Annotated in this window: 17 protein-coding genes and 1 pseudogene; 7 read left to right on the top strand and 11 right to left on the bottom strand. The window is 74.1% G+C overall.

What is annotated here, in order from left to right; translation table 11 throughout:
• Positions 1-48: 48 nt before the first annotated feature.
• Positions 49-2,214, bottom strand: a complete 2,166-nt coding sequence (locus tag ACIRD7_RS34265; protein WP_403459680.1) for a TerD family protein — start codon at positions 2,212-2,214, stop codon at positions 49-51.
• 167 nt (positions 2,215-2,381) lie between these two features.
• On the opposite strand from ACIRD7_RS34265, the gene ACIRD7_RS34260 reads away from it, so the two are divergent.
• Positions 2,382-3,344: a Dyp-type peroxidase gene (locus ACIRD7_RS34260; RefSeq protein ID WP_403459679.1), complete on the top strand. Its 963-nt coding sequence runs from the start codon at positions 2,382-2,384 to the stop codon at positions 3,342-3,344.
• Between the two features lie 27 nt (positions 3,345-3,371).
• Here ACIRD7_RS34260 and ACIRD7_RS34255 read toward each other — a convergent pair whose 3' ends face one another.
• The gene (locus tag ACIRD7_RS34255) at positions 3,372-3,764 is read right to left on the bottom strand and encodes a DUF5997 family protein (RefSeq protein ID WP_403459677.1); all 393 of its coding nucleotides are present in this window, start codon (positions 3,762-3,764) and stop codon (positions 3,372-3,374) included.
• A 58-nt stretch (positions 3,765-3,822) separates the two neighbouring features.
• Between ACIRD7_RS34255 and ACIRD7_RS34250 the strand changes: the two genes are divergently transcribed.
• Entirely contained in the window at positions 3,823-4,641 is an 819-nt protein-coding gene (locus ACIRD7_RS34250) for a LysR family transcriptional regulator substrate-binding protein (RefSeq protein ID WP_403459675.1), read from the top strand.
• A 28-nt stretch (positions 4,642-4,669) separates the two neighbouring features.
• Here ACIRD7_RS34250 and ACIRD7_RS34245 read toward each other — a convergent pair whose 3' ends face one another.
• The 4 genes and pseudogenes from ACIRD7_RS34245 to ACIRD7_RS34230 all read right to left on the bottom strand — a co-directional run bounded on the left by ACIRD7_RS34245 (position 4,670) and on the right by ACIRD7_RS34230 (position 6,452).
• Positions 4,670-4,891: a hypothetical protein gene (locus ACIRD7_RS34245; protein WP_403459674.1), complete on the bottom strand. Its 222-nt coding sequence runs from the start codon at positions 4,889-4,891 to the stop codon at positions 4,670-4,672.
• Positions 4,892-4,973: 82 nt separating this feature from the next.
• Positions 4,974-5,141: pseudogene (locus ACIRD7_RS34240) on the bottom strand (LamG-like jellyroll fold domain-containing protein); the annotation flags it as partial.
• Positions 5,142-5,257: 116 nt separating this feature from the next.
• The gene (locus tag ACIRD7_RS34235) at positions 5,258-5,953 is read right to left on the bottom strand and encodes an HAD family hydrolase (RefSeq protein WP_403459672.1); all 696 of its coding nucleotides are present in this window, start codon (positions 5,951-5,953) and stop codon (positions 5,258-5,260) included.
• Between the two features lie 19 nt (positions 5,954-5,972).
• Positions 5,973-6,452, bottom strand: a complete 480-nt coding sequence (locus ACIRD7_RS34230) for an Lrp/AsnC family transcriptional regulator (protein ID WP_403459670.1) — start codon at positions 6,450-6,452, stop codon at positions 5,973-5,975.
• Positions 6,453-6,645: 193 nt separating this feature from the next.
• Between ACIRD7_RS34230 and ACIRD7_RS34225 the strand changes: the two genes are divergently transcribed.
• On the top strand, positions 6,646-8,139 hold the full coding sequence (locus ACIRD7_RS34225; protein WP_403459669.1) for an FUSC family protein: 1,494 nt from the start codon (positions 6,646-6,648) through the stop codon (positions 8,137-8,139).
• Between the two features lie 316 nt (positions 8,140-8,455).
• Positions 8,456-9,511, top strand: a complete 1,056-nt coding sequence (locus ACIRD7_RS34220; protein WP_403459667.1) for a lactonase family protein — start codon at positions 8,456-8,458, stop codon at positions 9,509-9,511.
• Positions 9,512-9,577: 66 nt separating this feature from the next.
• Here the strand turns inward: ACIRD7_RS34220 and ACIRD7_RS34215 are convergent, their stop codons facing one another.
• From ACIRD7_RS34215 to ACIRD7_RS34200, 4 genes are all read right to left on the bottom strand, one after another.
• Positions 9,578-10,501, bottom strand: a complete 924-nt coding sequence (locus ACIRD7_RS34215) for a sirohydrochlorin chelatase (protein ID WP_403459666.1) — start codon at positions 10,499-10,501, stop codon at positions 9,578-9,580.
• Positions 10,502-10,621: 120 nt separating this feature from the next.
• On the bottom strand, positions 10,622-11,599 hold the full coding sequence (locus ACIRD7_RS34210) for an N-acetylglucosamine kinase (protein ID WP_403459664.1): 978 nt from the start codon (positions 11,597-11,599) through the stop codon (positions 10,622-10,624).
• Positions 11,596-12,273: a uracil-DNA glycosylase gene (locus tag ACIRD7_RS34205; RefSeq protein ID WP_403459662.1), complete on the bottom strand. Its 678-nt coding sequence runs from the start codon at positions 12,271-12,273 to the stop codon at positions 11,596-11,598. The genes ACIRD7_RS34210 and ACIRD7_RS34205 overlap by 4 nt, the downstream gene beginning before the upstream one ends.
• Positions 12,274-12,346: 73 nt before the next feature.
• Entirely contained in the window at positions 12,347-13,432 is a 1,086-nt protein-coding gene (locus ACIRD7_RS34200; RefSeq protein ID WP_403459661.1) for a WD40/YVTN/BNR-like repeat-containing protein, read from the bottom strand.
• Positions 13,433-13,707: 275 nt separating this feature from the next.
• On the opposite strand from ACIRD7_RS34200, the gene ACIRD7_RS34195 reads away from it, so the two are divergent.
• The gene (locus ACIRD7_RS34195) at positions 13,708-14,295 is read left to right on the top strand and encodes a hypothetical protein (protein WP_403459659.1); all 588 of its coding nucleotides are present in this window, start codon (positions 13,708-13,710) and stop codon (positions 14,293-14,295) included.
• A gap of 42 nt (positions 14,296-14,337) precedes the next feature.
• On the opposite strand, the gene ACIRD7_RS34190 is transcribed toward ACIRD7_RS34195, so the two are convergent.
• Positions 14,338-16,014 carry a DNA alkylation response protein gene (locus tag ACIRD7_RS34190; RefSeq protein WP_403459657.1) on the bottom strand — a complete coding sequence of 559 codons (1,677 nt, stop codon included), beginning with the start codon at positions 16,012-16,014 and terminating at the stop codon, positions 14,338-14,340.
• A 75-nt stretch (positions 16,015-16,089) separates the two neighbouring features.
• Here ACIRD7_RS34190 and ACIRD7_RS34185 point away from each other — a divergent pair, with 75 nt between their 5' ends.
• Together ACIRD7_RS34185 and ACIRD7_RS34180 are read left to right on the top strand one after the other, a co-directional pair.
• Positions 16,090-16,845, top strand: coding sequence for a PaaX family transcriptional regulator C-terminal domain-containing protein (locus ACIRD7_RS34185; protein ID WP_403459656.1), 756 nt, complete (start codon positions 16,090-16,092; stop codon positions 16,843-16,845).
• 445 nt (positions 16,846-17,290) lie between these two features.
• Positions 17,291-21,622 carry an HAD-IC family P-type ATPase gene (locus ACIRD7_RS34180; protein ID WP_403459655.1) on the top strand — a complete coding sequence of 1,444 codons (4,332 nt, stop codon included), beginning with the start codon at positions 17,291-17,293 and terminating at the stop codon, positions 21,620-21,622.
• Positions 21,623-21,693: the final 71 nt, after the last annotated feature.

Here is a 21,693-nt window from a genome sequence, read left to right as displayed (position 1 = left end):
GTTGAGAAGGAAGCCCCTTCATGGCCTCGCCACGGCCGACTCTAACAGTCACTCGGGGATCAGGTCGCGCAGATTTTCGGGGACGACGACCCGCGAGTCGGGGTGCAGCCCGTCGGGCCGCTGAAGGCCGATGTAGGTGACGGGGCCCTCCGGGACCGTCTTGCCGTCCCACAAGGTCGTCGTCGTGACGTCCATCAGGCCCGTCAGGTAGCGCACCGTCAACTGCTCGCGCTCCACGATGCCGCGCAGCAGCGTCGCGACCGAGACCCGGTTGCCCTCGACCCTGTTGGCCGCCGGCGTTCCCTTCAGGTACAGGTGCAGCCACTTGGCCCGCCACCGGCCGTCCTCACCGCGCCGGAACGCCAGCGGGAGCGCGACCCGGCCCGGTCCGCGCAGATCCGACTTCATGCGCACGGTACGCGGCTCGAACGGGCGGCCCCGCTGCCCCGAGCCCCGCAGCATGAACCCGAAGAACGACTCCTCGACCTCCTCGAAGCCCTCCCCGGCGAAGATGTTGACCTGCGGGACGATGAACTCCCCGCGCGCGGCGCCCAGGCGCAGGTCGATGAACTCCGAGGCACCGTCGGGGGCTTCGGTGATGTCACCGGAGTGCTCGCCCTCCAGGTCCTTGAGGTTGGTGTACGCCAGCCAGCAGACCGTCGCGTAGTCGGCGTCCAGCATCAGCGCCGACAGGTCGTAGTCGGTGCGGTGGGCGGCCTGCTTCCAGTACACGAAGAAGCGCAGCAGCTCACCGTCCACGGGCGACACCGAGCCGCGCGGCAGCACGCCGAGCCCCGCGGCGGTCGCCCTGCCACTCAGCGGCAGCGCGACATCCAGGGCGTCCGGATCGATCAGCAGCCGGCCGGGGGCCGGCAGCCGGCGGCGCAGCTCCGCGTCGAGCGCGGCGATCAGGCGCTCCCGCTCGGGAGGCAGCACCGGCGGACGCTCGTCCTCGGTGACCCAGGCCCGGCCGAGGCGGTTCACGAACACCCGGGTCTCGCCCGTGTCCCGCGCGCGGTTGGCCAGGTGCTCGCGGACGGACAGCAGGACCCGGCCGGAGACGTCGGCCACGACCTCCTCGGCGGCGGCCGCCACCACGTCCCGCTCCTCCTGGTCCAGCGCCATGCGCAGCAGCCGGTCGAGCGCGCGGAACAGCTTGCCCGGCGCGGACTTCAGCAGCTCCACCGCGCCGGTCACGTCGTGCATGCCGAGCAGCTCCTCGACCCGGCTGTCGAACGAGCGCGCCCGCTTCTCACCCCGCGCGACCGCGAACACGTCGGCGGCGTGCGGCCACTGCGGGTACTCGTGCGGGTGCAGGCGCTCGCCGAGGCGCTTGAAGCCCTCGCGGTGCGCGTGGACGTCCGCCAGCTTGGCGGGCGCGGCGGCGACCACCGAGTCGAGGCCCGCGAGCAGCGCGCGGCGCACCGGCCGGGTCAGTCGCCGGAAGCGGGTGGCCGCCACGAGGGTCACATCGCCGTCCGACACCGCGCAGGCCAGCCGCAGCACATCGGTGACCGTGTCCAGCAGGGGCGGTGCGCCGGCCCGCAGCCGGGCCCTGTTGAGCACGGCCCGGTTCTCCCGGACCGGGATCGTCTCGGGCTGCGGCCCGTCCACGCAGGCCCGTGCCAGCACGTCGAGGTCACGCAGCCCGTCCTCGCCGAGCGGTGTGGTGCTGCCCGCCAACGCCAGGTACAGGTCGGTGACCTCGGCCTCCGCGTCCCCGCCGAGGTGCAGCACCGTCACACGGTCGCCCGCGGCGGCGATCAGCTCCTCGTGGTGGCCGAGCATCTCGGCGTACGTGTGCTGGTAGCGGCCGTACGAGGGCAGCGTGAGCAGATCGACGGCACCCTTGCCCAACTGCTCCAGCACGCTCTCGCGCGCCGACTCGTCGGCCAGCGCCTCGGCGACGCAGCGCGCCCAGAAGTCGTAGGTGTCGGGCACGTTGGCCGGGAAGTCGATGAAGTACACGTTGTGCCGCACATGGTCACCGACCATCTCGCGGACCGTGCCCAGCGTCCGCACCGCCGTGTCGACGACCGTCCCCTCGGACAGCCCCGACAGCCGCTCCAGCAACTCGGCCGAGAGCTTGAACCCCACGGACAGGAGCGCGGCGTCGAACTGCCGCGCCGCGACGGCCCCTTCGCCGGCGGGGCCGGTGGGGGAGGGGATACGACGGGTGTGCCGGATGACCAGGGGTTCGAGACGGTGGACCATGCCGGGATGATCCCAGAACCGTAGAAGCGTTCGCATGCGGGTTTTTCGTGGCCGAACCGTCCGAACTCACCTCGCATACGCGCCAGAAGTGCGGGATTTCGCCGGGTATCGTTCCCGGTTCGGCCGGGCATCGTTAGGTGGCGGGGTCCGAGGGTGAGAGGGGAACCATGCCGTCATCCAAGCCGTCGTCCATACGCTCGACCGGTGCGCTGCCGCAGCCGGTGCTGAGTCCGCAGGCGCCCGTCGCGGTGTTCCTGGTGGTCACGATCGAGCCTGGAGGCGAGCCCGCGGTACGTGACCTGCTGTCCGGCCTCGCCGGACTGGTCAGGGCCGTGGGCTTCCCCAGTCCGGACGGAGCACTGGGCTGCGTGGCCGGCGTCGGATCCGCGGCCTGGGACCGGCTGTTCGAGGGGCCGCGCCCGCAACAGCTGCATCCCTTCGAGGAGTTGACCGGCCCCCGGCATCACGCCGTGGCCACGCCGGGCGACCTGCTCTTCCACATCCGCGCCGCCCGCACGGATCTGTGCTTCGCCCTGTCCGCCGAGATCATGAAGCGGCTGCGCGGGGCGGTCACCGTCCAGGACGAGGTCCAGGCCTTCGCCTACTTCGACTCGCGCAACCTCCTCGGCTTCGTCGACGGCACCGAGAACCCGGTCGGACGGGCGGCGGCCGAGGCGGCGATCATCGGCGAGGAGGACCCCGCGTTCCGGGCGGGCAGCTATGCGATGGTGCAGAAGTACGTGCACGACGTCGACGCCTGGGAGGCCCTCGCCGTCGAGGCCCAGGAGAAGGTGATCGGCCGCTCCAAGCTGACCAACATCGAGCTCGACGTGCCCGGCTCCCACATCGACGTGAACACGGTCACCGGCCCGGACGGCGAGGAACTGGAGATACTGCGCGGCGCGATGCCGTTCGGCCGGCCCGGCCACGGAGAGTTCGGCACGTACTTCATCGCCTATGCCCGGACCCCCGCGATACCCGAGGCCATGCTGCGCAAGATGTTCCTGGGCGGCCCGGAATCCGGCCCCGACCCGATCCTCGACTACTCCCAGGCCGTCACCGGGACCCTCTTCTTCATCCCCTCGGCCACCTTCCTGGAGTCGATTCCGGAAGAGGAGCACAGGGACTGACCGGGCCGGGCGGCGGCCCGGCCGGGGTCAGGACTGCTGAGCCTCCCGCTCGGCGTCCCGCTTCTTGATCCGGGCCGCCTCCTTGCGCACGTCCGCCTGGGTGGCGCGCTCCTTGACCAGCCACTCGGGCTGCTCCTCCTTGAGCGCCTCGATCTGCTCGGTGGTCAGGGGCTCGGTCACCCCGCCGCGGGCCAGCCCCGCGATGGAGACGCCGAGCTTCTGCGCCACCACCGGGCGCGGGTGCGGGCCGTCACGGCGCAGGTCGCTCAGCCACTGCGGCGGGTCGGCCTGGAGCGCGTTCAGCTCGGCGCGCGTGACGACCCCCTCCCGGAACTCGGCGGGGGTGGCTTCGAGGTACACACCCAGCTTCTTCGCCGCGGTGGCGGGCTTCATCGTCTGGGTGCTTTGGTGCGACGTCATGCTCCCCAGGGTATCGACCGAGTGAACGATCGCCGACCACGGCCGGTAACCTGGCCAGGTGACAGGCTCGGAAGTACCCCCCTCCAGTCCGGAAGCGGCAGCCGCGTTCCGGCTCGCCTACGTCCCGGGAGTGACCCCCGCGAAGTGGGTGCGGATCTGGAACGAACGCTTCCCGGACATCCCCCTCACCCTGCACTCGGTGACCGCCGCCGAGGCGCCCGGCCTGCTGCGGGACGGCGGCGCCGACGCCGCCTTCGTACGGCTCCCGGTCGACCGTACGATCTTCAGCGCGATCCCCCTGTACACCGAGACCACGGTCGTCGTCGTCCCGAAGGACCACGTCATCGCGGCGGTCGAGGAGGTGACCGCCGAGGACCTGGCCGACGAGGTCGTCTTCCACCCCCTCGACGACGTCCTCGACTGGGAGCGGCCACCGGGGGAGCCCGCCTTCGAACGCCCCGCGACCACCGCGGACGCCGTCGAACTCGTCGCGGCGAACGTCGGCCTCCTCGTCGTACCCCAGTCCCTTGCCCGCCTCCACCACCGCAAGGACCTCACCTACCGGACCCTTGTGGACGCCCCCCAGTCGAGCGTCGCCCTGTCCTGGCCCGAGGACGCGACCACCGACCTCGTGGAGGACTTCATCGGCGTCGTCCGGGGCCGGACGATCAACAGCACCCGCGGCCGCACCACGTCCCAGCCCGCGGCCGGCGCGGACCAGCCGAAGCAGCGGGGGCGCGCCACGGCCACCGGGGGCGCACGCCGCCAGTCCGGCACCGACCGCGGCCGACGCGGCGGAACCGGCGGCACCGGCGGTACGAAGAGCACCAAGGGCACCAAGGGCACGCGGCGCGGGAAGCCCCGCCGCAGGTCGTAGCGGAGTCAGCGGCGCCGGGATCGGCCGCTCAGGGGACGTACGTGGCCTGAGCGGCCGTACGTACCACCCTCTGCCCGTCGGCCTGGCTCAGCAGGCCCGCCGTGACCCACGCGTCCACGGTGGACCGCACCCGCGCGACCAGCGCGCCCTTGTCGGCGAAAGGGGCCCCGGCCCAGATCTCGTCCAGCAGCGTGGTGCCGTCGGACTTCACGGGGTTGGCGACGCCGGAGTCGGAGTTGCCGAGGATCACGCGGGGCTCGGAACGCCTGAAGTTCGCCGCGACCGGCGGGGACGTCGGCGGCCCGAGCGCCCTGCAACTGAGCGATCTCGGCGGCGCTCAGGGCGCGCGACCAGACGTTGAACTCGTCGAAGGCGCCCGCGAAGACCGGGTCGGTGGCGAAGTTGGAGCGGCCGAGCCAGTTGTTGGTGAGGGTGCCGAGGGCGGCCGGGGTGAGGGTCATCGCCGTGTTCCTCGCGACGGCGGCGCCGTTGACGTACAGCGTCCCGGTCCAGCGAAGTTCGGGATTGCGAACGACGTGCGAAGGGTCGACCAGGCGGTATGCGTGGGGTAGGGACGCGTCAACGGTGCCGACGGGATCGGTTCTTGAGGCGTGGCTCAGCCGGCGGCAGCCGACCGCACCAGCCAGTCGTAAGCCGCCCGCGCCGTGAACTCCCCCTGTCCGCCCCGCAGCAGCAGCCCCGCCGTCCCGAATTCGGGCGCGTCCGCCTGGGCGGACACGTACGGCACGGCGATGCAGCGCATGCCGGCCGCGTGGGCCGCGGCGGCTCCCGGGGCGGCGTCCTCGACGACCACGCAGTCGGCCGGGGTCGCGCCGAGCCGGCGGGCCGCTTCCAGGAAGATGTCGGGGGCGGGCTTGCCGCGGGCGACCTCGTCCGCCGAGACGACGGTGCGCAGCCGGGCGTCGAGGCCCGTACCGGTCAGGATCGCCGTGATGGCCGCGCGGGACGAACCCGAGGCCACAGCCATCGGGACGACGTCGGCGGCGAGCAGTTCCACGAACTCGCGCATCTCGGGGTACACGCGTGTGGCGGCGCGGGCGAGTTCCAGATAGCGGCGGTTCTTGTCGGCGAGCAGGTCGTCCACGGAGGCGTCCAGACCGTACTCGCGCTTCCAGCGCGTGACCGTCTCCAGCGTGCTGATGCCGACGTGGCGCTCGTGGTCCGCCCAGGTGAAGTCGGGGATCCCGTGCTCGGCGAGGAGCCGGCGGCCCGCCTCGAAGTAGTTGGGCTCGCTGTCCACGAGTGTTCCGTCGAGATCGAAGATGACCGACATGCCCCTGAGTCCGCTCATGGGCCCAGGATGCCAAAGGTCATTTCCGTGCCGACGTCCGCCCGATCGACTCCACCAGCGGCAGGAGCCGATACGTGACGCGCTCCCGCAGGGCCACCTCGGAGCGGGTGCGGACCACGCCGGGCAGGCTGATCAGCTTCTGGATCACGTCCTCCAGGTGGGCGTTGTCGCGGGCCACCACCCGGGTCAGCAGATCCCCGCCGCCGGTGATCGAGAAGGCCTCGACGATCTCCGGTACGGAGGCGAGCGCGTCGCCCACGTCGTCGAGATGACCCTGGGTGACCTCGATGTGCACGAACGCCAGCACCGGATGGCCCAGCGCCGCGGGCGACAGCGTCGGCCCCGTGCCGGTGATCACGCCGTCCCGCTCCAGCCGGTCCAGCCGCGCCTGGAGCGTGCCGCGCGCGACGCCCAGGATGCGGGCGTACTCGCGCACGCTGGTGCGGGGCTGCTCCAGCAGGAGCCGCAGGACGCGGGTGTCGAGCTCGTCGACGGCCATGACGTGGCCTCTTTCTGCGCGTGTGGTCCGTTGGCTCGCTGATGGACGTACCCGGACCTGGATTGCTGTACCAATGGCACAGCATATGGAAGGACACTTGAGCCAGCACCCGTGTTGATGCTGCAATGAACCGGTCGATGGCGCTGCGGATCCCCGCGGCGCCTTTTTCATGCCGGTGCGAAGGGCGGAATCAGTGCTGAAGAGGGTGTTCGTGGCGCCGGACCCGGGGCGGGCGCGACTGCGTTTCGCCGCGCGGGCCGTGCTCGGCATCGGGCTCGCCGTCGTCGTCTGCTCCCTGGCCGGACACTCCCTCGTCGGCGCCGTCACCGGCGGGCTCGCCGCACTGCTCGCCCTGTTCACCGTCACCGACGCCACGGTCCGCGGACAGGCGGTCACCACCGCGCTGCTGCCGCTCGTGGGCCTGCCCGTGCTCGCGGCGGCGGCCGAGCTGCACGACCTCCCGGTCGCCCGCGACCTCACCTTCCTCGCCGTCGTCGGCGCCGGCGTGTACGCCCGCCGCTGGGGGCCGCGCGGGCACAGCCTCGGCGTGTTCGCGTTCATGACCTTCTTCGTGGCGCAGTTCCTGCACGCGACGCCCGCGCAGCTGCCCGAGCTCTACGCCGCCGTACTGCTGTCCCTGCTCACCGCGTCGGCGGTGCGCTTCGGGCTGTGGTGCTACGAGCGCCGGCTGCCCCCGGCACCCGTGCCCGCCCCGCCGGGCGGCGCCGGACTGGCCCGGGTGACCACCCGCCAGGCGATCCAGGCCACCGCCGGCGCCGGTTTCGCCCTGGTCGTCGGCCAGCTGGTGTCGGGGCAGCGCTGGTACTGGGCCGTCGGCGCCACCTGGTGGATCTTCGTCAACACCACCTCGCGCGGCGAGACCCTGGTCCGTGGCTTCCGCCGGGTCCTCGGCACGGTGATCGGCATCGGCCTGGGCCTGCTCGTCGCCGTCCCGCTGGAGGGCGCGGGGATTCCCACGGCCGCGCTCCTCGCCCTCTGCGTCTTCGGCATCTTCTACACGGCCGCCGTCTCCTACACCTGGATGATGCTCTGCGTCACGGTCCTCGCCGAGCTCCTCTACGGCCTGCTGGGCGTCCTCGACCCCGCCCTGCTGGCGCTGCGGCTGGCCGAGACCGGCGTCGGGGCTATCGGCGCCGTGCTGGCCGTACTGTTCGTGCTGCCCGTGACCACCCACGCCGTCACCGACACCTGGATCCAGCGCGCCCTGCGCTGCGTCCACGCCGCCACCGCGGAGGCCGCCGCACGCCTCGCCGGCGACGAGTCCGCCGACCCTGCCTCACGGCTGGCCGAGCTGGAGCAGCTCCTCGGCCGCGTACGCCTCTCGATCGCGCCGCTCGTGCACCCGCTGAACCCGATGCCGGCCCGCAAGCGACGCGCCCGCCGCGTGCTGGCCCTGCTCGACGACTGCGCCCGGGAGATCCGCGGCCTGGCCGCCGTCGCCGCCGACCCCGAGGCCTCGCACGACGCCCGCCTGGCCGCCGCGTGCTGGCGGGTCGAGGCCGCAGTGGAGGCCCTCACGGGCGGCGCGGACATCACCGCCGCCCCCGCGGCCGGGCCCTCGGCGGCGGATCCCGCCCTGACCCACCTGCACGGCCTGGAGCGGGCCCTCACCGAACTCGCCACCCCCCTGCGCGCGCCGTCGGGCTCGCCGCTGGTCGGGGCCTGAGGGCCGCAGCAGCGACCAAGGCCGGCGCCTACGCCTGTCACCTCCCCCCCTCCGGCGACCGATCGCGTTGGTCGGCCACCCGGAGGGTGGATCAGGCCATCCACGGGGTAACCCCGCACCCATCGGGCCCACCAGTCCGCGAGCCGCGCGGGAGCGGCCCGCGGGCGTGGCCGCCAACGCCCGCACCCTCGCTTCCGAGGCCCTCACGCAGGTGCGACACGGCGAACTCGCCGACGATCAGGCGACCTTGGTCTAGACCGATGATGTTCCGCTGCTACCGTCAGCCCGGACGGCACCCGACCGGAAGGGGACAGCGTTGGCAGACGTCGGCAGGCGGGGGAGACGGGCCTACATCGGATCGTTCACGGCGGCCGGAGGCCATGGCATCACCACGGCGTCCGTGGCCGCGGACAGCGGCGCGCTGAGCGTCCTGAGCGGCGTGCGCGACGTGCCCGACCCCGCGTACCTGGCCCTGTCGCCCGGCGGCGACACGCTCTACGCGGTGAGTGAGACGGCCGAGGGCGCGGTGGTCGCGTACCGCGTGACAGGAGGCAAGCCGGAGCTCCTCGGCGCACCGGTCCCGGTCGCCGCCGGCGGCCCCACGCACCTCAGCCTCTTCGCGGGGCACGTCCTGACGGCCAACTACGGCTCCGGCAGCGTCACCGCCCTGCCGGTCCGCTCCGACGGCACCGTCTCGGACGCCCCGCCCTTCGTACTGCGGCACACCGGCTCGGGCCCGTACACGCCCCGCCAGCAGGGCCCGCACGCCCACCAGGTGCAACCCGACCCGAGCGGCCGCTGGGCCGTCAGTGTCGACCTCGGCACCGACTCGGTACGCGTGTGCACACTGACCGACGGCACGCTGGAGGTGCACCGGGAGATCGCCCTGCGCCCCGGCTCGGGGCCCCGCCACCTCGCGTTCCACCCGCGCCGTAGCTACGCCTACGTCGTGAACGAACTCACCCCCACCGTCACCGTCTGCCACTGGGACGCCGACGACGGCACGCTGAAGCCGCTGACGGAGACCCCGGTGCTGCCGGGCGCCCCGGCCGGCGACGCCTATCCGTCGGGGATCGTAGCCTCGCCCGACGGCCGCTTCGTGTGGACGGCCACCCGCGGCGAGGACGTGCTGTCCACCTTCGCCGTCGAGGGCGAGGAACTCCGGCTGGTCGGGACGGTCGCCTGCGCCGGCCACTGGCCGCGCGCACTCACCGAGGCCGGGGGATTCCTGTACGTCGCCAACGAGCGCTCCGGCGACGTGTCCTGGTTCGCCGTCGACCCGGACACGGGCCTCCCGCGCCACGAGGGCTCCATCGAGGTACCGGCGGCCTCCTGCGTGGTGATCGGACCGGACCCCGCCCCGGCACCGTGACCGTATGACGAAGGGCCCGCTCCGGGGAGGAGCGGGCCCTTCGGCGTCACGGCTGTGACGTGCGGGTCAGCGGACCGGCGCGCCCTGCGGCTGCGGCGGGGCGATGCCCAGCGCCGTCGTGTACTTCGACAGGGCCAGCTTGCCGATCGCCGGGTACGGGCCGAGCGCCTCGGCGGCGGAACAGCCCGCCTCCTGCGCGGCCTCCGCGATCAGGCCCGGGTCGATCTCCGGCCCTATCAGGTACGGCGCCAGCGCCAGCTGCTGCGAGCCCGAGGACCGCAGCTGCTCGGCCACCGCGGTGATCGCGCCTTCCTGGTCCAGGGCCGCCGCCATCACCGGCACGGCCAGGCGCGCGGCGAGCAGCATGCCGGTGATCCCGGCCGCCTGCACGGCCTCCTCACCGCCGACGGAGGCCAGGATGATGCCGTCCGCGGCCGTGGCCACGGTGAACAGCCGGGCGCGGTCGGCGCGGGCGAGCCCGGCCTCCGACAGGCGCACGTGCAGCGCCTCGGCGAGCAGCGGGTGCGGGCCGAGCACATCGGTCAGGTCGGCCGCGACGCGGCTGTCCATCACGGCCTGGCGGATGACGCGCAGCAGCGCGTTGTCCGGGCCGGCCAGCAGCGGCACGACGACCGCGACGGGGCCCTCGGGCTCCTTGACCTCCACACCCGCGGCGAGCGCCTGCTCATAACGGGCGGTGCGCTCCTCGGCGGCGTGCACGAGCACCGCCTGGAGGGTGGGGAACTCCGCGTCGTCACCGTCGACGTACCCGATCCGGGCGTCGAGGCCGGGGAGCTCGGAGCGGGCGATGCTCACGACCTCCTCGGCGAGGCCGCGGGTGGCGGCGCTCGGCGTGCCCGGCACCGCGAGAACGAGCGCGGGCGCGCCCTCGGGAGCCGCCAGGGGCTCGGGTCGGCGGTGCCGCCCGGGCTGACGAGGTCGCGGCATTCGTACTGGCAGGCCGGACGCGGGCCCAGTGGGGGAGCTCATGGCGACGCATGTTACTGGCTTCTTGGGCTCCCCTGTTCGGGGAGGGTGCAGGTGAGCGGTATCCGTCCGCTTTTGTCTGATTGAGTTACGTACAGAGTGGAACCGGGCGACCCAGGAGGATCAGTCCCCCTTTACGGCCACCACGTAGAGCATCGCCTCGTCACCGGGCAGAGCGAGCGCGTCCGTCGCGAGATCGGTCGCGATGCGCACCGCCCCGTCCAGTGGATCCCCGGCGGCGGGCACCGTCCGCGCGTGCGGCAGGCGCGTCGCCAACTCCCGCGTCAGGGGTACGACGAGAGGGTCGCCCATCTTGAACAGGCCGCCGGTGAGCGCGACTCGGGGCTCTCCGGCGGCGGGGCAGACGGCGGCCGCGGCGTCGGCCATGTGCCGTGCGGCGGCCCGCAGGATGTCCGCGGCCACCGGATCCGCGTCGGCGCACGCGGCCACTTGAGGAGCGAAGGAGGCGAGGACGGCGGGTCGGTCCGGACGCGGATAGAGCTTGCCGGGCAGTTCCCGAACCGGCCCGAACAGTTCCTCGGCGCGGGCCAGCAACTCGGCGGATCCCTCGGCGCGGCCGTCGTAAGCGCGCAGCGCCGCCTCCAGTCCGGCCCGCCCGATCCAGGCACCGCCGCCGCAGTCGCCGAGCAGATGCCCCCAGCCGTCCGCGCGATGCCAGCGGGCCAGGTCGGTGCCGATCGCGATCAGACCCGTGCCGGCCGCGACCACGGCACCGGGCCGGGCCCCGAGGGCGCCGACATAGGCGGTGACGGCATCGGCGACCAGGGCGACCCGCCGGATCCCGAACTCCCGCTCCAGCGCGCCCGGCAGCTCGGCACGCAGGCCGGCACCGAGACTGGCGAGCCCGGCGGCCCCGACGGCGACCGCACCCAGGCGGCCGACCCCGGCCTCGGCCGCCGACGCCCGGACCATGGGCGCCAGTTGCTCCATGAAGTGCCCGGGGTCGATGCCCCTGTCCCCGGTGCGCACGGGCTCGCGCGACTCGCGCCGGGCCAGGGCGCCCCGGTCGACGGTGCCGACGACTACCCGCATCCCGGATCCCCCGGAGTCGACCGCGAGGAAGCCGGCGGCGTCGGTCACGGCAGGCGCCAGTCCACCGGCTGTCCGCCCTGACCGAGCAGCAGGTCGTTGGCGCGGCTGAACGGGCGGGAGCCGAAGAACCCGCGGTCGGCGGACATGGGGGAGGGGTGCGCCGACTCGACCGACGGGAGACTGCCCAGCAGCGGGCGGAGGTTGCGGGCGTCGCGGCCCCAGAGGATGGACACCAGCGGCTTGCCGCGGGCGGCGAGCGCGCGGATGGCCTGCTCCGTGACCTCCTCCCAGCCCTTTCCGCGGTGGGCGGCCGGCTTTCGCGGGGCCGTGGTGAGCGCCCTGTTGAGCAGCAGCACGCCTTGCTGCGTCCATGGCGTCAGATCGCCGTTGGACGGCTGCGGCAGCCCCAGGTCGGTGTTCAGCTCCCGGTAGATGTTGATGAGGCTGCCGGGCAGCGGGCGCACCTCGGGCGCCACCGAGAACGACAGCCCCACGGCATGACCGGGTGTCGGATACGGGTCCTGTCCGACGATCAGGACCCGTACGTCGTCGAAGGGCTGTTGGAAGGCCCGCAGGACGTTCGGCCCGGCCGGCAGATAGGTGCGTCCCGCGCCGATCTCCGCGCGCAGGAAGTCGCCCATCGCGGCGATCCGATCGGCAACGGGCTCCAGGGCCTTCGCCCAGCCCGCTTCGACGATTTCATGCAAGGGTCGTGGTGCCACGGGCGTCACCCTACTGCCGTACGGGCAGCGGCGATCAACCAGTGGCCAAGGCCGGCCGGTAAGCCGTGCCGGCTCATGCGACCACCGCGGCCCTGACACACAGCACGTCCGGCAGGTGCGAGGCGAGCTGCCGCCAGCTGTCGCCGTCGTCCGCGGAGGCGAACACCTCGCCGTTGCGATTGCCGAAGTACACGCCCGCCGGGTCCGCGTCGTCCGTGCACATCGCGTCGCGCAGCACCGTGCCGTAGTGGTCGCCCTGCGGCAGCCCCGCCGACAGCGCCTCCCAGCTGCGGCCCGCGTCCGCCGTACGGAAGACGCGGCAGCGGCGGTCGGCGGGTACCCGGTCGGAGTCGGCGTTGATGGGGAAGACGTAGGCCGTGTCACCGCGGTGCGGATGCGCGGCCGCCGCGAAGCCGAACGTGGACGGCAGACCCTCGCCGATGTCCGTCCAGTGCGCCCCGGCGTCGTCGCTGCGGTACACACCCCAGTGGTTCTGCAGGTACAGCCGGTCCGAACTCCCCGCGTCCTGCGCGATCTTGTGCACACACTGGCCGAACTCGGGGTTCGGATCCGGCAGGAACACCGCGGACACCCCGGAGTTGGACGGCGCCCAGCTCGCGCCGCCGTCGGCGGTCTTGAACACCCCGGCGGTCGAGACGGCGACCGTCACGGCCTTCGGGTCGCGCTTGTCGGTGAGCACCGTGTGCAGCCCCTCACCGCCGCCGCCCGGCACCCACTTCGACCGGGTCGGGTGCTCCCACAGCGGACGGACGAGGTCGAAGGTCTCGCCGCGGTCCTCCGAGCGGTACAGCGCCGCCGGTTCCGTGCCCGCGTACACCACGTCCGGCTCCGCGGCCGCCGGGTGCAGCTGCCACACCCGCTCCAGCGAAGCCTCCGTGTCCTTCGGGAACTTGACGGCCGGCCGGGCCGGTTCGGTCCAGGTGCGGCCCAGGTCGTCGGAGTGGAACACGGACGGGCCCCAGTGGGCGCTGTCGCCGCCCGCCAGCAGCCGCGGCCGCTCGCCCCGGGTGTCGATGGCGACCGAGTACACGGCCTGGGCGTTGAAGTAGGGACTCTCGTCGAACTCCCAGGTGCCACCACGCCCGCGCCCGATGAACAGGCCCTTGCGTGTCCCCACGGCGAGCAATACCTCGGTCATGCCGATCACCTCCGCGACGCCTTCGTCTCAGACAGGGGCCAGTCTGCACCCCGGCACTGACAGTCACCTCCGCAAACGATGACGTCGCAGGTCAGCGCGGCGATGATAGCCCGCCCCCGGCAGCCGCGGGCTCCTTTCGCGAAGTCGCCGACGGCGCCGCGTGACGCGTGCCACCGTCGACTCCCGGTAGGTGCCGTGAGCATCCGCCTGCCGTCCCCCGTATGGGAGGGAGGTCGGTCCGGCATGTTCGTGCGCTCATGAGGAGGAAGCCTTCGATGGCGTTCCGTGGTCCGAAGGTGTGGCTCTGGCGGTGGCGGCGCAATCCGCTCAGGCGCCGGGCCGACGCGGTCGAGGCCTGGGTGCTGCTCACCGCCTGGGTGTTCACCGTCCTCGCCGGAGTGCTCGGCGGGCTGGCGACGGCCGGCACGGTGGAGCGGGGCATGGCCAGGGAACGCGTGGAGTGGCGGCCCGCCGTGGCCCTGCTCACCGAGCAGGCGCCGGGCACGGCCCAGCCGCGCTCCGGCGGCGCGAGCGGTGAGCAGGTGTGGGCGAAGGTCCGCTGGAGCGCGCGGGACGGCTCCGCGCACACCGGGCAGGCCCGTGTCCACCCTGGCAGCGGTGTCGGCACCCCGGTCACCGTCTGGACGGACCCCGAAGGCCGTCTGGTGACCAGGCCCGCCACCCCCGCGGAGGCCCGCACCCGGGCCGCCCTCGTCGGCGGCCTGGCGGGCCTGTGCGCCGCGTCCGTCCCCTTCGTCGCGGGCCGGGCGCTGCGCAGCCGGCTGGAGAGCCGCCGTATCGATCGCTGGGGGTACGAGTGGGCACGCTTCGGGCCGTTGTGGGGTGGGCGGACGACCGGGTGACGAGGACCGGGAGCGGCCTGCCCGTCCCGGCCCGGCCTCTCCTCACTCTCCCCCTGGCAACGCCCGTGCCAGAATCCCGTCCGCATCGGCCGCGTCCGGCAGCGTCCCGAACGCGTGCCCCCAGTCGCCGCCGAGACGGGTCGCGCAGAAGGCGTCGGCGACCGCCGCGGGCGCGTGCCGGACCAGCAGGGACGCCTGGAGGGTCAGGGCCATCTGTTCGACCAGGCGCCGGGCGCCGGCCTCCGAGCCCGCGGCCACCGCGCCCTTGAGCCGGGTGACGGCCGCGTCCAGCCGGCTGTCCCCGCCGCGCGCCAGCGACAGCTCCCCGAACAGGGCCTCGGCGGTGCCCGGCTCCCTGCTCAGCGCGCGCAGTACGTCGAGGGCGTTGACGTTCCCCGAGCCCTCCCAGATCGACAGCAGCGGCGCCTCCCGGTAGTGCCGGGGCATGCCCGACTCCTCGACGTAGCCGTTGCCGCCCAGGCACTCCAGGGCCTCCGCGGTGAACGCCGGACCCCGCTTGGTCACCCAGTACTTGCCGACGGCGGTCGCGATGCGGCGGAACGCCGCCTCGGTCCCGTCCGCGTCGTCGGCTCCGCGCACGGTGCGGTCCGCCGCCCCGGCCAGCCGTAGCGTGAGCGTCGTCGCGGCCTCCGACTCCAGCGCCAGGTCGGCCAGGACGTTGCGCATCAGCGGCTGGTCGATCAGCCGGGCGCCGAACGCGCTGCGGTGGCGCACATGGTGTCCCGCCTCGACGAGCGTCTTGCGCATCAGCGTCGCCGAGGACATCACGCAGTCCAGGCGCGTGCAGTTCACCATCTCGATGATCGTCTTCACGCCCCGCCCCTCGGGCCCGACCAGCCAGGCGACGGTCCCGTCGAACTCCGGCTCGGAGGAGGCGTTGGAGCGGTTGCCCAGCTTGTCCTTCAGGCGCTGGATGCGGAAGGTGTTGCGGCTGCCGTCGGGCAGGACACGCGGCACGAGGAAGCACGACAGACCCCCGGGGGACTGCGCCAGCACCAGGAAGACGTCGCACATGGGCGCGGACGTGAACCACTTGTGCCCGCGCAGTGTGTACACGCCGGGCTCGGCGGTCGGCCACGCCGTCGTCGTGTTCGTACGGACGTCGGAGCCACCCTGCTTCTCCGTCATCCCCATGCCCGCCAGCAGACCCCGCTTCTCGGTCGGCACGCGCAGCTCGGGGTCGTACTCCCGGCTGGTCAGCAGCGGCTCGTACACCTTCGCCAGCTCTGGCTGGCGGCGCAGCACGGGGACGGCGGCGTACGTCATCGACGTCGGACAGCCGTGCCCCGCCTCGGTGTGCCCCCACACCATGCCGCCCGCGGTCCGGGCGACATGCGCTCCGGGCCGCTCGTCCGCCCAGGGAGCCCCCGCGAGGCCCTCACCGACCGCGACCCGCATCAGGTGGTGCCAAGCCGGGTGGAACTCCACCTCGTCCACCCGGTGCCCGTACCGGTCGTGCGTGCGCAGCACGGGCTCGTGGCGGTTGGCCTGCTCACCCCATTCCTGCGCCTCGGCGCTCCCGGCCCGCAGGCCGAGCCGCCGGATGTCCTCCTCGGCCCACCCGGCACCCTCCCGGCGCAGCCCTTCCAGCAGGGCCGTGTCCTGCGACGCGTCGTACGGCGCCAGGGGCGGGGGCTGGTTGGTGACGTCGTGCGTGGCGTACTGCTCGGACTGCTCCTGCGCGCGTATCGAGACCATGCCGTCAGTGTTGCACTATCGCTGCGGCCGCAGCAATCCTGTAATACGCCGAGCCGGCACGTAAGGTACCTGGCCATGCCGAACAACGCGTCCCCGCAGGCCGACGAGGTGGAGCTGCGCCCGCTGTCCGCCCGCTCGGTCGTCCTCAGCCTGCTGCTGGGTCTGCATCCGCCGGAGCTGCCGGTGAAGGATCTGGTGAGCGCGGTGGAGCCGTTCGGGATCGCGGGGTCGACCCTGCGGGCCGCGCTCAGCCGGATGACGGCGGCCGGCGACCTGCGGCGCGCCGACACGGTCTACGGGCTCAGCGACCGGCTGCTGGAACGCCAGCGCCGCCAGGACGACGCCGTCCACCCCGGAACCCGGCCCTGGGGCGGCGACTGGGAGATGGTCGTGGTCACGGCCACGGGGCGCGGCGCCGCCGAACGCGCTGAACTGCGCACCGAACTGACCCGCCTGCGGCTGGCCGAACTCCGCGAGGGCGTCTGGCTGCGACCGGCCAACCTGCTGCGCACCCTGCCGGACCTCGATGAGGTGGCCCAGTGCTACACGGCTCGCCCCGGAAGCCCCGCGCGGGAGCTGGCCGCGGACCTGTGGCCGCTGGACGCGTGGGCCGACACGGGGCACGCCCTGCTGGCCCATGTCGCCGGTGCCCACCGCCCGTCCGACCGCTTCACCGGCTTCGCCGCCCTCGTACGGCACCTGCTCGCCGACCCGGTGCTGCCCCCGGAACTCCTCCCCGCCCGCTGGCCGGGCGAGCGGTTGCGCGACGCGTACGCGGACTACCGGCGGGAGTTGGCGCAGGACGTACGCGCGCACGGCCCGCGGACATGACGCGGCGGCCGTCCGGAGCGCCCGGCGGGGACGCTTCGGACGGCCGCTTTCACCGTGGGGGGCTAGCTGCGCGTGCGGGCTACCTGTAGGTGAGGTCCGAGCTGGCGTCACCACCAACGCCTGGAGCACCCTCGCCAACACCGGCTCGATGCCGGTCAACGGCCGGTGGCTCGGCCTCACCCTGCCCGCCGGCCGGACGATCACGGGCGGCTGGGGGGGGCGGCTACGCCCCCGCCACCGGCACGGTGACGGCGACCAACACCTCGTACAACGCGGCGCTCGCGCCAGGTGCGCGAGGTGGCGGGAGCGGGAGACTCCGGCCGCCCCGCCCCTGACGGCGCCGCGATCAGCCTCCGTGCGAGCGGGTGACCCGCCGTTTTGCGGGAACCCGGAGCCGCACGCGAGACGACATCGATCGAGGCCATCCGTCACCCGAGGTCACACCATGGTTCTGGGACTGCTCACACGTCCGACAGCCGCAGCGGCCGGACTGGTCGCCGCGGGGCCGCGACTGCTGGCCAGGGGAGCCGCACCCGCGGTGGGAGTCGCCGCGGGGGCGGTGGCGGGTACGGCCCGGGCGGGGGTCCGCGGCGTCGACACCGCGGTGCGCGTCACTCGGGTCGCCCGCCACACGCTGCCCGGCCGCCCACGCCCCTGGCGGTCCGGTGCCCGGGCGCACCTGGCGCTGCGACCCGAGGAGCCCGAACGCGTACGGCGGGAGGGCGGGACGGAACGGGTGGCGCGCAAGGTCGCCGCGGAACTGGCCCAACGGCCCGACGTGGCCCTCGCCTACTGGGACGGCGGCCTGCGCCGACTGGTCGTGACGGCCGTCGAGGAAGCGGCCGGCGACCTGGTCGTCGACAAGGCCACCGCGATCGCCGCCCGGTACGGACTGGTCCCGACGGACGGGTCGGTGGACGACGTCCCCCACCCGGCGGACCCCGCCGGAGTACGGGCCGCCGCCACCGCGCTCGCCGCCGACGGGCTCGGCATCGCTACCGCCTTCGCCGGCTACGCACTGCGCCTGCCCGCCTCCCCCCGGGCGGTGACCGCGGCCGTGACGTTGCTGCGGGAGAACCCCGCCTTCCGCGGCTGGCTGCGCGAGCGGATCGGCCGCTCCCGTATGGACATGGTCCTGGCCGTCGCGAACGCGGCCGCCCACGGAGCCGGCCGGACCCCGACCGCCCTCCTGCTCGACGGCGCGCTGCGCTCGCTCCAGCTGGGGGAGACCGTGGCCCGCGCCGCGGCCTTCGACCATGTCCACGACGAACTCTGCGCGCCGGAGCGGACCAGCGTGGCGGGCGGCGGCTTCCCGCGCCCGCCGCTGCGCACGTCCCCGGCCCAGGAGTACGCCGCCCACGCCGAGACCGGCAGCCTCGCCGGCGCGGCGGCCATGCTGCTCGTCAAGCACGACGGCACCGAGGCGGCCGAGGCCGTGCTCGCGGGCTCTCCCAAGGCCGCCCGCTACGGCCCCGCCGCCTTCCACGCCGTACTGAGCTCCACGCTGTCCCGCACGGGCGTCCTGGTCCGCGACGCCGAGCGGCTGCGGCAGTTGGAGATGGCCGACACGGTCGTCCTGCATCCGAGCGGGCTCAGGACTCCCGGCGCGGACGCCGACCCGTGGGCGGAGGTGGTGCTGGACGCGGCACGGCGGGCCGGGCTGCGGGTCGTGATGGTGGACGATCCTGCCCTGGCCGACTTCACCGGCCTCGCCGACCAGGTCGTGCGGGACGAGCGGCCGCTGAGCGACGTGGTGAACGCCTTGCGCGGCGAGAACGGCGTCGTCGTCACGGTCGCGCGGCCGGGAGAGGCGGACGAGGACGTGCTCGCCGGGCTGCTCGCGGCCGATGTGGCCGTCGCCCTCACCGACCGGGACGGGGCCGTCGTCTGGGGCGCGGACGTCCTGGCCCCGCACGGCCTCGCCGACGTCTGGCGGCTGCTGCGGGCGGTCCCGGCCGCGCGCGGGGTCGGCCGCCGCTCGCAGGTCCTGGCCCGGTCCGGGGCCGCCCTGTCCGGGATCTTGGTGGCCATCGGCAAGTCCCAGCGAGGGCGCCCGACGCCCTGGCCCGGCTTGCGCCACACTCCCGTCGACGTGAGCGCCACCTGGGCTCTGCTGACCGGCACCCGGGCCGCCCTCGGCGTGGCACTGGCCCGCTCCCCGCACCCCCGGCCGCGCGTCGCCTGGCACGAGCTGGAGCCCACCGAGGTCCGCGAACGGCTGGAGCACGAACGCGGACCCGAGCCGACCGTGCGCGAGCAGGTCACCGACCGCACGCGCGAGGCGCTGAGCACGATGGGCCGGCAGCGCGTGTTCGCCCCGCTGAGCGGGCCGCTGCGGCTCGCCCGCGCCATGCGCGGCGAACTCGACGACCCCCTCACCCCGGTGCTGGCCGTCGGCTCGGCCGCCGAGGCGATCCTCGGCTCGGTCCTGGACGCCCTGCTGGTCGTCGGCGCGCTCGACCTGAACGCGCTGGTCGGCGGCGTCCAGCGGATGCGGGCCGAGCGGGCGCTGTCCGGGCTGCTGGCCAAGCAGAAGCAGAAGGCACGCGTCACCTCCGACGACCGGTCGTCCCAGCCGGACATCGTGGACGCGGCCAAGCTGGGGCCCGGTGACCTGATCGAGCTCCTCGCGGACGACGTGGTGCCCGCCGACGCCCGGCTGGTGTCGGCGGACGGCCTCGAGGTGGACGAGTCCGCGCTGACCGGCGAGTCCATCGCGGCCGCCAAGTCCACCGAACCGACGCCGGACGCCGCCGTGCCGGACCGCGACTGCATGGTGTTCGAGGGCACGACCGTGGTGGCCGGGCACGCCCGTGCCGTCGTGGTGGAGACCGGGGACCGCACGGAGGCCGCACGGGCCGTCTCCCTCGCCTCCCGCAAGCCGCCCTCCGCCGGAGTGCAGGCCCGGCTCCGTGAACTCACCGACAAGGCCCTGCCGTGGACCCTCGCGGGCGGCGCCGGGGTGACCGCCCTGTCGCTGCTGCGCGGCACGCCCATCCGCCGTGCGGTGAGCGGCGGGGTGGCGGTGGCCGTGGCCGCGGTCCCGGAGGGGCTGCCGCTGGTGGCGACCGTGGCGCAGCTGGCCGCCGCCCGCCGGCTGAGCGGACGCGGTGTCCTGGTCCGGGCCCCGCGCACGCTGGAAGCGCTCGGCCGGATGGACACCATCTGCTTCGACAAGACCGGCACGCTCACCGAGAACCGGCTGCGCCTGGTGCGCGTCAGCGACGCCGACGGCACGGTCTGCACGCCGGACGAGCCGGAGGCCGACGCCACGCTGCGCGTCGCGGCACGTGCCTGCCCCCAGCTCAACGGCGGCTCGGACCGGCCCGTGCACGCCACCGACGAGGCCGTCCTGGACGCGGCCGCACCCGACCCCGAGTGGTCCCAGACCGAGGGGCTGCCCTTCGAGGCGGGCCGTGGCTACGCCGCCGCCGTCGGCCGGGCCGAGGACGGCTCTCCCGTACTCGTGGTCAAGGGCGCCCCCGAGACGGTGCTGCCCGCCTGCCCCGACCTGCCCGCGTCGGCATCGGACACGGCACACGAGCTGGCCGGCGACGGACTGCGGGTCCTGGCGGTGGCCCGGCGCCCGCTCGACCGGGCCGACGACGCGTCGGAGGTCCTGGAACAGCCCCTGGAAAAGCTGGAGTTCACCGGGCTGCTCGCACTCGCCGACGTACCCCGCGACACCTCCACGGCCCTCGTCGAGGGGCTGCGCGAGGCAGGCGTACGCCCCGTCATGCTGACCGGCGACCATCCGCAGACCGCGCGGGCGATCGCCGCGCAGCTGGGCTGGCCCGAGGACACCGGGGTGATCACCGGGGACGAGCTCGCGTCCGCGGACCGGGAGGAGCGCATACGGATGCTGCGCGACATGGGTGTCGTGGCCCGGGTCGCGCCCGAACAGAAGCTCCAGGTCATCGAGGCGCTGCGGGACGCCGAGCGGGTCGTCGGCATGGTCGGCGACGGCGCCAACGACGCCGCGGCCATCCGTGCCGCCGACATCGGCGTCGGCATCAGCGCCCGCGGTTCGGCCGCCGCCCGCAACGCGGCCGACCTCGTGCTCACCAACGGCGACCTGACGGTCCTGATCGACGCGGTCGCCGAGGGCCGCGCCCTGTGGCACAGCGTCGCCGACGCCATCGCCATCCTGATCGGCGGCAACGCGGGCGAGGTGGGCTTCGGCCTCCTCGGCACGCTGCTGTCGGGCGCCTCGCCCCTGTCCACCCGCCAGATGCTGCTGGTGAACCTGTTCACCGACCTGTTCCCGGCGATGGCGGTCGCGGTGACGCCGAAGGAGACGGGCGAGGAGGAGAGCGACGGGGCCGAGGGCGCCGCAGAGTCGCCGTACACGCAACCGGGGACCGGCCCGGAGGCCACCGAACCCCTCGGCGCACCCCTCATCCGCAAGATCCGCCACCGCGCCCTGACCACCACCCTGGGCGCCACCTCGGCCTGGCTGTTCGGCCGCTTCACCCCGGGCACCGCCCGGCGCTCCACCACGATGGCGCTGTGCGCGGTGGTCGGCACCCAGCTAGCCCAGACCCTCGCCGACCGCCGGGGCAGCCCACTCGTCCAGGCCACCGCCCTGGGCTCGGCGGCCGCCCTGGTCGTCCTGGTCCAGGTACCCGGCCTCAGCCACCTCTTCGGCTGCACGCCGCTCGGCCCGCTCGCCTGGGCGGGCGTGGCCGCCTCCATCGCCCTCGCGGTGACCGGCCAGCGTGCCCTGCCGTACCTGGAGCGGCTGGTGGAGGGACGGCTGCCGGGCGGCATGGGGTGACGCGCGGGGCCGGCGGGAGGGGCGTACGCCGGGGGCCGGGCCGCTGGTGGCCGGATGGCTGCCGGCTGACC

This window comes from Streptomyces sp. NPDC093568 (assembly GCF_044764945.1).
Lineage (GTDB): Bacteria > Actinomycetota > Actinomycetes > Streptomycetales > Streptomycetaceae > Streptomyces.
Note: the sequence above shows the minus strand (reverse complement) of the source record. Positions and strands in the feature narration are given on the sequence as shown.

What these genes read in the sequence shown, in the direction of transcription:
- ACIRD7_RS34265 (WP_403459680.1), bottom strand. Translation starts at nt 2,214, where the DNA reads ATGGTCCACCGTCTCGAACCCCTGGTCATCCGGCACACCCGTCGTATC.
- ACIRD7_RS34260 (WP_403459679.1), top strand. Translation starts at nt 2,382, where the DNA reads ATGCCGTCATCCAAGCCGTCGTCCATACGCTCGACCGGTGCGCTGCCG.
- ACIRD7_RS34255 (WP_403459677.1), bottom strand. Translation starts at nt 3,764, where the DNA reads ATGACGTCGCACCAAAGCACCCAGACGATGAAGCCCGCCACCGCGGCG.
- ACIRD7_RS34235 (WP_403459672.1), bottom strand. Translation starts at nt 5,953, where the DNA reads ATGAGCGGACTCAGGGGCATGTCGGTCATCTTCGATCTCGACGGAACA.
- ACIRD7_RS34230 (WP_403459670.1), bottom strand. Translation starts at nt 6,452, where the DNA reads ATGGCCGTCGACGAGCTCGACACCCGCGTCCTGCGGCTCCTGCTGGAG.
- ACIRD7_RS34215 (WP_403459666.1), bottom strand. Translation starts at nt 10,501, where the DNA reads ATGAGCTCCCCCACTGGGCCCGCGTCCGGCCTGCCAGTACGAATGCCG.
- ACIRD7_RS34200 (WP_403459661.1), bottom strand. Translation starts at nt 13,432, where the DNA reads ATGACCGAGGTATTGCTCGCCGTGGGGACACGCAAGGGCCTGTTCATC.
- ACIRD7_RS34195 (WP_403459659.1), top strand. Translation starts at nt 13,708, where the DNA reads ATGGCGTTCCGTGGTCCGAAGGTGTGGCTCTGGCGGTGGCGGCGCAAT.
- ACIRD7_RS34190 (WP_403459657.1), bottom strand. Translation starts at nt 16,014, where the DNA reads ATGGTCTCGATACGCGCGCAGGAGCAGTCCGAGCAGTACGCCACGCAC.
- ACIRD7_RS34185 (WP_403459656.1), top strand. Translation starts at nt 16,090, where the DNA reads ATGCCGAACAACGCGTCCCCGCAGGCCGACGAGGTGGAGCTGCGCCCG.
- ACIRD7_RS34180 (WP_403459655.1), top strand. Translation starts at nt 17,291, where the DNA reads ATGGTTCTGGGACTGCTCACACGTCCGACAGCCGCAGCGGCCGGACTG.